7 protein-coding genes are annotated in these 11,741 nt (G+C 39.4%); 6 read left to right on the forward strand and 1 reads right to left on the reverse strand.

The window, feature by feature from the left end; translation table 11 throughout:
* The first annotated feature begins 59 nt into the window (after window positions 1-59).
* A complete protein-coding gene (locus tag IPI99_09830) occupies window positions 60-686 on the forward strand; it encodes a DUF697 domain-containing protein (GenBank protein ID MBK7340814.1) in 627 nt (208 codons plus the stop codon).
* A 44-nt stretch (window positions 687-730) separates the two neighbouring features.
* Here the strand turns inward: IPI99_09830 and IPI99_09835 are convergent, their stop codons facing one another.
* Complete coding sequence (locus tag IPI99_09835; protein MBK7340815.1) at window positions 731-1,696, reverse strand: T9SS type A sorting domain-containing protein; 966 nt, start codon at window positions 1,694-1,696, stop codon at window positions 731-733.
* Window positions 1,697-2,006: 310 nt separating this feature from the next.
* Here IPI99_09835 and IPI99_09840 point away from each other — a divergent pair, with 310 nt between their 5' ends.
* The 5 genes from IPI99_09840 to topA all read left to right on the forward strand — a co-directional run bounded on the left by IPI99_09840 (window position 2,007) and on the right by topA (window position 11,692).
* Window positions 2,007-2,507, forward strand: a complete 501-nt coding sequence (locus IPI99_09840; GenBank protein MBK7340816.1) for a CAP domain-containing protein — start codon at window positions 2,007-2,009, stop codon at window positions 2,505-2,507.
* A 46-nt stretch (window positions 2,508-2,553) separates the two neighbouring features.
* Entirely contained in the window at window positions 2,554-5,802 is a 3,249-nt protein-coding gene (locus IPI99_09845; GenBank protein MBK7340817.1) for a PDZ domain-containing protein, read from the forward strand.
* A gap of 137 nt (window positions 5,803-5,939) precedes the next feature.
* Window positions 5,940-8,378 (forward strand): TonB-dependent receptor, encoded by a 2,439-nt coding sequence (locus IPI99_09850; protein ID MBK7340818.1) that lies wholly within the window; start codon window positions 5,940-5,942, stop codon window positions 8,376-8,378.
* Window positions 8,379-8,456: 78 nt separating this feature from the next.
* Window positions 8,457-8,984, forward strand: a complete 528-nt coding sequence (locus tag IPI99_09855) for a hypothetical protein (GenBank protein MBK7340819.1) — start codon at window positions 8,457-8,459, stop codon at window positions 8,982-8,984.
* Window positions 8,985-9,094: 110 nt separating this feature from the next.
* The gene (gene topA, locus IPI99_09860) at window positions 9,095-11,692 is read left to right on the forward strand and encodes a type I DNA topoisomerase (GenBank protein ID MBK7340820.1); all 2,598 of its coding nucleotides are present in this window, start codon (window positions 9,095-9,097) and stop codon (window positions 11,690-11,692) included.
* Window positions 11,693-11,741 lie beyond the last annotated feature (49 nt).

Genomic DNA, 11,741 nt, shown 5'->3' on the forward strand with positions numbered 1-11,741 from the left:
TTGATCGAAATCTGAGATGAGCAGAAGATGGATATGATTAATTTTGAAAAAAAATAAAAATGGATAACGAATCAAATTCTTATAAGGCAGATCAAATCATACGAAATCACATGTTGTGGTCGATGGGAGCGGGGTTGATATGGGTACCTATTGTTGATTTTCTGGCTGTTTCTGCCATACAGTTGGACATGGTCAGACAATTGGCAGCTCTTTATGGCAAAGACTTCAAAGAAGCACAAGGCAAAGCAATTATTTCTGCATTGGGTTCTTCAGGTGTAAGCCGTATCGCTGCCAGAGCAGTCAAATTTATTCCTGGAGTAGGTACCATTTTAGGTGGAATCACTATGTCCACCATGAGCGGTGCTTCGACTTTTGCGATTGGTGAATTGTTCAAAAAACACTTCGAGTCCGGTGGAACAGTTTTGGATTTTGATCCTGAGGCCATAAAATCTAAATATAACGACCTCTTCGAAAAAGGGAAGGAATATGCGAGCCAGTTGAAGAAACAACCTGCACCATCTCCGGATCCGTCCGCTCAAGCTAAATCTGATCAGGCTGAACCAGATCAGCCGTCTTCTTCTCGTTCAATGATAGACCAACTTAAAGACATCGCGGAATTGAAAGAAAAAGGTTTGTTATCTGAGGAAGAATATCTGGATTTTAAGCGTAAAATTTTGGGAAAATAATGTCATTTTTGCAAGGCATTATTAAGCTCAAGCATCTTGAGCTCTCATCTTTTTACAAAGGATTTGGAGAGAATGACTTTATTATTATCGTGAACTTGAACGAAATACATTCCTGACACGAAATGAGAGATGTCAACCTGGTGCTGTCTACTAAATCCCGATGATTTGTATAAAAATTGTCCTTGCGAGTTTGTGATATGAAGATGCATGAAATTTTCTTCCTGACTATGGACGACCAATTGATCGTCTTCTTCCCGGAACATCATTTTCACAGGTGATATCATGCTTTCTTTGCTGGAAACAGTAACGTGATCGCAATCTTGCATCGGATTCCAATTGAAAAAACCTATTTGGCTGTCACTGTAACAATTGATACCTGTTGGATAATCCCCATCACAAATCAGTTCACCATTTGCATTCCAGTTGAACATATAAATTAAATCACCAATTTTTTCCAGAATGGTAGATTGGGAGGTATATTCATAGTTATTGACATTTTGGGAATAAGTCACATGCAAAGCTCTCAATGCATGTCCATTGATATTCATTGTAGAAATGGAATCCACATACACGTTGATGGAATCGAGTATTTGATTTGCACCCATGAATTTGATTGTCCAGCTTTCATTTAAATCTGCATTGAAAACATACATCAATCCAAAATCCTTCAATCTCCAATCATAAAGAAATACCGAGTCGCCATTAGAAAAGACATATTCAACATCTGGTCTGTTGTTGCAGATGATATTATTTATCTTTTCCAATCTTTGACATAGTTTCCCATTGATCAGAATTGTGTCATTACAAATAATTTTTACATAGTCGACATCACCTCTGAAGGCGAATCTTTTTTCAAAATGCCACTCAGCACCTATCGGGGCAAAATTTTGTGCACTTGAGTAAACAATGGAAACTAATATTAGTCCGGCAGTTTTACCTGCAACTAAAAGATCAAGCCTTGATCTGATCAAAGACACCAATTTTTTAAAAAGAGATTTCAAATCTATCATATTGTTCAGTGTTGCGGATTGAAGAAAATGTCCATTGAGTTAAAAAAAAAGAGCTGTATTCAAAATATGAAATCAAAAAATAACAAGTCTCTAAAAAAACAAACGATCCAAATCCGAAAATGTAAATGTTGAGTCTGGTTTTTTTGAAAAGTTCAGGTTCATTACTCTGCAAATTAAGAAAAGCGACCTGAGAACTTTCTGGCCTGGAAAGCAAATCATGATGAGAAAGGGTCTCTCCTAAACTTTTCTTAATTTTGGACCGAATTGAGAAACGAATTGCGCTTTTTGCTTAAAATTGCGTTCTGAAAGCATGAAGAAAGTACTGATCTCCATTTTCATTTTATATACTTTGAATGCCACTCAAGCTCAAAAGATGGTTTCTTACAAAGGCAGCATTACGGCCCTGAATTCACAATCAGAGATGTTGAAACTTGTGAATGAAGTGAGGAAACGCGGCTGTAATTGCGGAGGAGTTAAAATGCCCCCTGTTGCAGATTTGACTTGGGATGAAAAATTAGAAAAAGCAGCCTCCATGCATGCCAGGGACATCTATCAGCGAAACGAACTTTCACATTCAAGTCGCAACGGATTACCGACTTACAAGCGGTTTGAACTCCAGAACTATATCTGGAAATCTTATGCTGAAAACGTTGCTGGTGGGTATGATACTTTCCTCGATGTACTTCAGGCATGGCTGGAGAGTCCGGGGCACTGCAAGAACCTCATGGGAAACTATCAAGACTTAGGCATTGCGAGATATCAGGACTTTTGGGTGATGGACTTTGGCACTAAAAAATCTGCACTAAAATAGTTCATATTACGAAAGACTTCGTACTTTTGTAGCTTGTTCTAAAATCATGAATATGAAAAATCAACTTTTACTGCTATGGATGGTAGCCTCTGCATCGATGGTTTTTGCTCAGGAGGCTCGACTGCTCCGTTTTCCGGCACAGTCAGGTCAGCAAATTGCATTTAGTTATGCAGGAGATTTGTACTCTGTATCATTGCAGGGTGGCGTAGCACGCAAATTGACCAATCATCCGGGTCAAGAACTATTTGCCAGATTCTCTCCGGATGGAAGAAACATTGCCTTCACAGGACAATATGATGGCAACAGCGAAATTTACCTTATGCCTTCATCAGGAGGTGTTCCAAAAAGGCTGACTTATACAGCGACCTTAGATCGGGATGATGTCTCAGACAGAATGGGCCCAAACAATCTTTGTATGACATGGAGGGACAATGAGAATATCGTATTTAGATCCAGAGGTCGTGAATGGAATGACTGGAGAGGTCAACTATATTTAGCCAAAACAGATGCAACAACTCCGGAGCAGTTGCCTTTGATACATGGTGGCTTTTGTTCATATTCTCCGGACAAAAAACAAATGGCTTACAACCGGGTATTCAGAGAATTCAGGACATGGAAAAGATATCGTGGTGGCCAGGCAGATGAAATCTGGATATTCGATTTTAACACTAAACAAACGACAAAAATTACGGACAATCCGGCTCAGGATATTATCCCAATGTGGGCGGGCAACAAAATTTACTTCCTTTCTGACAGGGATGCACGGATGAATTTGTTTTGCTATGATCTCAACACCAAGCAAACCAAGAAAGTAACAGATTTCAAGGAGTTTGATGTGAAATTTCCATCATTGGGAGACCAATATATCGTGTTCGAAAATGGAGGTTGGATTTATAAACTAAACCTGGCCAACGATCAGGTGGATAAAGTTCCTATTCAATTGCAGGAAGACTTCGCTTCAGGCAGAAACAAGTTTGTCAATGCAAAGGATTATATTGAAAATTGGGACATAGGATCTGACGGAAATCGTGCAGTATTTGCTGCAAGAGGAGATATATTCACTGTTCCTTTGAAAAATGGTCCTACGAGAAATCTGTCAAATTCTTCTTCGTCTCATGAACGAGACCCTCAATGGTCTCCCGATGGCAAGTATATTGCATATATTTCCGATGCCTCCGGAGAAGATGAGATTTATATGACTGATGCTTCCGGTGGTTCAAAACCAATTCAGCTCACTTCAAATGGAGACAATTACAAATATGGTTTGGAATGGTCTCCGGATTCAAAAAAAGTAGCCTACAGTGATCGCAAACAAAACCTGTATTTCGTTGACATCCAATCCAGGGATAATGTCAAAGTACTCTACAGCGATCACGGCGAATTGAACGACTATTCATGGTCACCGGACAGTAAATATCTCAGTTATACCAAGCAGGTAAAAAAAGCGAATTCCGTCATTCAGGTATATTCACTTTCTGAAAGAAAAAATTATACGATAACGGAAAGTTGGTTTGATTCTTATTCTCCTGAGTTTAGCGCAGATGGAAAGTATTTATTTTTCGTTTCTCAGCGCACATATTCGCCTTCATACAACAACGTGGAGTGGAACTATGCATACTTTGATCTGGCGAAAATATATTTTGTCACATTGAGAAATGATGTTAAGAATATTTTTGAATTAAAATCAGACGAAGTCGCCGTAAAGGAAGAGCCATCCGGAGAAAAGAAAGATGAATCCAAAGACAAGAAAAAGGAAGAACCGAAGTCCGAAATGGCTGCAATTGATTTCAATGGTATCTCCCAAAGACTAGGAGAAATTCCAACTTCAGCAGGAAATTATTTTGGATTAAGAGCGGTTGACAAAAAACTTTATTACTTCAAAAGTTCAATGGGTAATAAAATGAAATTGTTCGCTTATGATATCGACAGTCAGAAAGAAAGCGAGATAGCTGACGCGAATGGATATTCTATTAGTGCCAATGGTAAGAAAATGATGGCTTCAACGAATGGAAATTATTATATCGTTGACCTTCCTTCAGCTAAGGCAAACTTTGAGTCAGCACTTCAACTGGGTGATATGAAAGTCATGGTTGACAGACAATCCGAATGGAAACAAATATTTTACGAATCTTGGAGACAAATGCGCGACTTTTTCTACGATCCAAACATGCATGGTGTAGATTGGAATAAAATGAAAAAGACCTACGAACAGCTATTACCTTATGTGAATTCCAGGGTAGATTTGACTTACGTGATCGGTGAACTCATCGGTGAATTGAATTGTGGACACGCATATGTTGGCGGTGGTGATTATACCAAAGCCGAAAGAGTACCAATGGGATTGCTAGGTGCGAAACTGACCAAAGATGGATCGGGCTATTATAAAATTGAAGAAATATATAAGGGCCAAAATTGGGACAAATCCACACGATCACCATTGACAGAAATTGGTGTCAATGTAAAGGCAGGCGAGTACATTACTGCGATAAATGGAGTTTCAGTTAAGTCTGTGGGTGATATTTACCAATTGTTGGTTGGCACCGCAGACAAACAAATTAAACTTTCTGTCAATACAAACGCATCCGATAACGGTTCTCGCATCGTGACTGTCGTTCCTACAAATGATGAGCGCAAACTGATGTATTATAATTGGGTTGAATCCAATTACGAAAGAGTAAATAAAGCGACAAACGGACGTGTCGGATATATTCACATTCCAAATATGGGAAGCGATGGATTGAACGAATTTGTCAAGCATTATTATGCTCAGTTGGACAAGGATGCTCTGATTGTAGATGACAGAGGGAACGGTGGAGGAAACGTTTCTCCGCATATTATTGAGCGCCTCCGACGCGAACCTGTGCAAGTAACAATCATGAGAAACAGCCAACCTACTTTCGAGCCACAAGAACAAGTTATAGGGCCAAAAATTGCTTTGATAGATGAATGGTCTGCAAGTGATGGTGATATTTTTGCTTATCGCTTTAGAAAACACAAACTTGGAACAATTGTAGGTAACCGATCCTGGGGTGGTGTAGTTGGGATCAGAGGCTCCTTACCTTTTGTCGATGGTGGATTTCTCAATAGACCTGAGTTTTCAAGATACGATGTAGATGGTAAACAATGGGAAATAGAAGGTCATGGAGTTGATCCGGATATTGTAGTAGACAACGATCCATACAAGGAGTATATGGGTGATGATCAACAATTAGCCAAAGCAATAGAATTGATGAAAGAACAAATAAAAGGAAAAAATTATTCTGAGCCGAAACCTCCTGTGTATCCGGTAAAGTAAAAAGATTATGATGATTTCAGACGCGTTTCTTCATCTTTTAGAAGGACGTGTCTTTTTTATTAATATGATATTTGTACATGAAAATTCAACATTTAAAGCTTTGGGTCCTAATTTTTTTGACATGTATTTTGCAAAGTATGCAGGCACAGCAATTAGGGTCCGGTCAGGGGCAAAATACAGGTATTGGTAAAATTTCAGGAAGGGTAGTTGATTCCGCTAGCCAAAAACCATTGGAGTTTGTCAATGTGGTGCTCCGTGATGCCTTAGAACATCAGGATTTGGATGGTATTTTGACGGATCAAAGTGGCAAGTTTGAATTTGTAAATTTATTGAATAAAAAATATGAAATCGCCTTCGTATTATTAGGTTACAAATCCAAAGTCGTCGGACCCATAAAAGTTAATAAAGAAACACCCGACCATAACTTTGGGAAAATTATTCTGGAAGACGAAGTCAAAAGATTAGATGAGGTGACGATCGCCGGAACAAAAGATATCGTCGAAAATAAGATTGACAGACTGATCTACAATGCAGAGAAAGATGTCACTACCAAAGGGGGAGATGCAGCAGATGTATTGAGAAGGACTCCAATGTTGACTGTGGATCTGGAGGGAAATGTTTCGCTTCAGGGAAGCCAGAACGTAAAAATTCTGATCAATGGAAAACCATCATCTATCATGGCGGGAAATGTGGGAGATGCTTTGAAAATGATCCCTGCAGACATGATTGAAAAAGTTGAAGTGATCACTCAGCCTGGTGCAAAATATGACGCAGAAGGCTCAGGTGGTATAGTGAATATTGTGACTAAAACAAAGAAGATTATAGGTGTGAGTGGTTCAGTGAATGGAAGTATTGGTACAAGAAGTAATTTTCTCGGATCGAACATTTCTATGAGATTTGGCAAATGGGGTCTCACGGGTAATTTGGGTGGGCATATGTGGAGATCAAAGTCAGAATCAAAAATTGTTCGTGAATATTTCGTTCCTGCAGAATACCAAGTATTGAATCAAACCGGATCAGGAAGTAATTTGGGAGGTGGAACATTTATTCAGATCGGTGCAGATTATGATTTCAATGATAAGAATAATGTTTCTTTGAGTTTGCGTACACCTATACATGCCTTTGGAAACAAAAACAAATTAAACTATTATGGTGGTGATCAAATTGATTCTCTGGATTGGTTGTATAGAAGAGAATCCAGTGTCAACAATCTTAATCTTGGATCTGATGTAAATATTGATTACAAGCGAACATTTAAAAAAGATTCTCCCAGAGAATGGGGTATTTCAGGCCAATACAATTACAATAATCGAAAAACAAAATATATCACTTCTCAGTTCGACGAACTTTCAGCTCTTGAATACAAAGAGCTGGGGCCAAACTCAGGAATTAACGCAGAAGCAACGATAGCTACTGATTACCTGCACCCGATTACCTCAAAAATAAATGTAGAGTTAGGTGCAAAAAGCATTTGGAGAGATGTGAAATCTGATATTTATTACGACACTTTGCAAATCTCTAATGATATATATCAGCGCGATCAGTCAAGGTCCAATCTTTTTATTTATCATCAAGATGTTGCAGCGGCTTATACTCAAATTACTTTTCCGATCACGAAGAAAATTCAAGCAAGAACCGGCCTCAGGTATGAAAATACCTCTATCAGTGGCAACCAAAATAATGAAAGCGAATTCAAACGAAATTATTCTTCCTGGATACCTTCAGGTTTAATCAGCTTTACGCTACCTGACAAATCTACTTTGAAGGCAAGCTATAGCCGAAGAATACAAAGACCCTCAATGTTCTATCTCAACCCTTACATTAATTACAATGATCCGACCAACATTTCTTATGGCAATCCTAACCTAAAACCGGAATTGACCGAAAGCTTTGAACTCTCTTATACATTTTCAAAAAACTTTAAGAATATCAATGCGACCTTATACCACAAAGTGACCTCAGACTTGATAGACAATTATCGATTTATTGATTCGCTGGGAAGAATCAATTCTACCTATAATAATGATGCAAGTGGATATTCCAGTGGTCTTAGCCTCACAGGAGGAATTGTTCGAATTGGTAAAATCATTCTGAATTCAACGGTAAATCTCTATTACCAAAAATTAACTAGCGATCAGTACGCATCAGTAAAAAACGATGCTTTCAACTTTAATGTAAATGCCTTTGGAAATATTTATTTTACTAAAAAATGGGGATTTACGATTTTTGGATTTTACAATAGTCCCAAACTGACGACACAAGGTAAGCAGGCAAATTACTTTGTTTACAGTCTTGGTTTCCGTAGAGATTTGTGGGACAAAAAAGGTGGAATTAGTTTTGGTGTAGATAACCCATTTCATCCTAAAATGAAATTATATTCATATTTTGAATCACCACAGTTTAAATATGATCAGAAGAATGATCTTGAAGGCTGGGGTGTCCGGATCAGTATGGATTATCGCTTTGGAAAAATGGAATTTGGCGGACCTCAGAAGAAAAGAAAGGACAGTATCAATGATGATTTGAAGCAAGGAGAAGGTGATAATTCCGGTGGTGGAGGAGGGGGTAATAGATAGAACAATGAGTAAGCCGTCAATTTTTTTTTTGTCGGAGATTGAAATCATCTATATGAGATTTGCGTTTGTGAACATAATATGAAGGTTTATCGCAATTTTTTTTGGATTACTTGCCTTGTGATCACAGTAGAGATGGCCTATTCCCAGAATACTAGAGCAAGTCATGAGGCAGATTCAACTTTCCAAGCCAGAGTGAAGCTAAGTAGAATCAATGACGTCTATATCCCGACAGATACCAAAGATGCGATCAAAGAGTTGTATCGGCTCACCCAGGAAGAGGCAAGACTTAAGATGTTGAAGGTGCCGGAAGACACTATAGCATCGAAGTTGCATTTTAGTTTGGGCAGGTGGATGCAAATCAATTGGGGCTTCGATGAAGGCAGTAGATTAAGTGCTTATTTTATTAAAAACAAAGTAACCTTCGTAGATGACATGGTAGATTTATTGCTCAGAGCTTTCTACAGAGACATCAAAGGCGTTGCTATCGATGAAGCGAATCTGATGATAGCTTATAGTAAGATGAGAAAGCAACAGATGGATCGCGAGTTGCAAAATAAGCCCTTGATACATACTGAAAAAAGGATAAGACTTCCCGGCGCAAAATAATTGAAAGCAGTTTTTATCCATATATTGGCCAGATCATCTTAAAGAAAAACATAATGTATTACAAAAATGTATAGCTTTGCGCCGATCATATAAAATGGATTACCTCTAGCATGGCTAAAAAGTTATTAATTGTAGAGTCACCGGCCAAAGCAAAGACGATAGAAAAATATCTTGGGAAGGACTTCAGGGTGAAGTCTTCGTTTGGGCATATTCGTGACCTTGAAAAAGGAACTAAGGGCATTGATATTAAAGACAATTTCAAGCCAAATTATATCATCTCTCCGGAGAAAGTCAAAGTGGTTTCAGATCTGAAGAAAGAAGTTTCTGTTTCTGACGAAGTATGGCTGGCAACGGATGAAGACCGTGAAGGAGAAGCGATCTCCTGGCACTTGTGTGAAGTGTTGGGTCTTAATCCGAAATCTGTCAAGCGGATAGTGTTCAGAGAGATTACCAAGCCTGCTATTCAGAAAGCCATCGTAGAACCCAGAAATGTGGACCTGAATCTCGTAAACGCGCAACAGGCAAGGCGGGTTCTGGATAGATTGGTTGGCTTCGAACTATCCGAAATTCTTTGGAGAAAAGTAAAAAACAAGCTTTCTGCAGGCAGGGTGCAATCCGTTGCAGTAAAATTGGTGGTGGAAAAAGAAAGGGAAATCCAGGAGTTTGTACCCCGGATGTTCTTTAAAGTAGAAGCCAATTTTCACCATAGGGACAAATCGACACAAGACAGGTTTAAAGCTGTCTTGAATGAGGAATTTAACAATAAACAAGATGCCCAAACATTTCTTGAACTTTGCAAAAGATCTCAGTTTTCCGTGGCTAATGTTGAGGTAAAGCCAGGGTCAAGAAGCCCGGCGCCACCCTTTATAACTTCAACTTTACAGCAAGAAGCCAGTAGAAAATTAGGATTTAGTGTCAATCGAACCATGGGAGCTGCCCAGAGGCTCTATGAGGCAGGATTTATCTCATATATGCGTACTGACTCACCCAATCTGAGTGAAATGGCTATGCAAGCGATGGCTGAAGAGATCAAATCTAGTTTTGGGAATAATTATCTGCATACAAGACAATATAAATCCAAAAGCAATAACGCTCAGGAAGCACACGAGGCGATACGCCCTACATATATGAATTTGAGGAATGCAGGTGAAACTTCTGATCAACAGCGCCTGTACGAGTTGATCTGGAAAAGAGCTATGGCATCCCAAATGGCAGCCGCAAAGATTGAGAAAACCATCATCAGTATAGCGATCTCCGAAGACAAAAAGCACCTCTTCCTTGCAGAAGGTGAGGTTATCTTATTTGATGGCTTTTTAAAAGTCTATATGGAATCTTCAGACGATGATGACGCAGAGAAAGAAGGAATGTTACCTCTGCTCAAGGTGCATGATCCTCTCACCCATTTGGGTATCAGCGCAACTGAAAAATATACAAAACCGGTGGCGAGATACACTGAGGCATCTCTGGTAAAAAAATTGGAAGAACTCGGAATAGGAAGACCATCAACATACGCGCCAACCATCAGTAAAATAATGGAGGAAGGCAGAGGCTATGTAGTGAAAGAATCCCGTGAAGGCGTCCAGCGCAAGTATATCAGGATGACTCTATCTGAAGGCACAATCAAAGAAAGTCAGGAAACAGAAACGGTAGGAGCAACCAAAAATGTGCTTTATCCAACAGCAACCGGAGCCGTAGTTTGCGATTACTTGTCCGGACATTTTGCAGAAATAATGAATTATGGCTTTACAGCTGAGATCGAAAAGGACTTTGATGAAATAGCTGAAGGTCAACGGGACTGGCAAGTGATGATCGACTCATTCTATTGGCCTTTCCACAAAACAGTGGAAAGTGTCATGGAGCAAGGAGAGCGGGCAAAAGGTCGTCGGGAGTTGGGTATTGACCCTGCTACCGGAAGGAAAGTATTAGCTCAGTTGACTCGCTTTGGACCTGTAATCCAGATTGGAGATAAGGATGAACTACCGGAAGGAGAGAAACCAAAGTTTGCAAGTCTTCGTCCCGGCCAAAACATGGAAACGATTTCCATGAAGGAGGCAATGGACTTGTTTCATTTGCCAAAAGATTTAGGCACATTTGAAGGACAAACCGTCACTATCGGAATAGGTAGATTCGGACCTTATGTGAAAGTGGGCGAAAAATTCATTTCGCTGCCAAAAGGATCTGACCCTCTATCTGTGGATCTCGATCAAGCTATCGCAGTGATCAAGGCTAAAGAGGAGGAAGATGCACCAATCGGATACTACCAGGAAATGCCGGTGACAAAAGGCAAAGGTAGGTTCGGCCCTTTTGTCAAATGGAATGGATTGTTTGTAAATATACCCAAAAGAATAGACTTTGACAAACTTACTTTGGATCAAGCCATTCCTCTCATAGACTCAAAATCTGAAAAAGAAGCAAATCGTTATATACACAATTGGCCGGAACTGAAGCTTAGCGTAGAAAATGGTCGTTGGGGACCTTACATGAAGTTTAAAACCAAAATGATCTCATTGCCAAAAGTGGATGGCGAAAAAATCACGTCAGAAATGGCTGCAAACATGAGCCTTGATCAATTCAAAGCTTTCGTAGAAGCGCAAATTCCGGGTGCCTTCGCATCGAAAACTGCTGTGAAAAAGTCTCCGGAAAAAACAGTCAAAACCGCTGCAAAAAAATCTAATTCTACGTCTTCCAAAACAAGCAAGAAGAAGTAGTATCACATCTTTCCAAATTAGTTTGTTAAAAGTATCCAACACTTAGCAT

Source organism: Saprospiraceae bacterium, assembly GCA_016710235.1.
Taxonomy (GTDB): domain Bacteria; phylum Bacteroidota; class Bacteroidia; order Chitinophagales; family Saprospiraceae; genus Vicinibacter.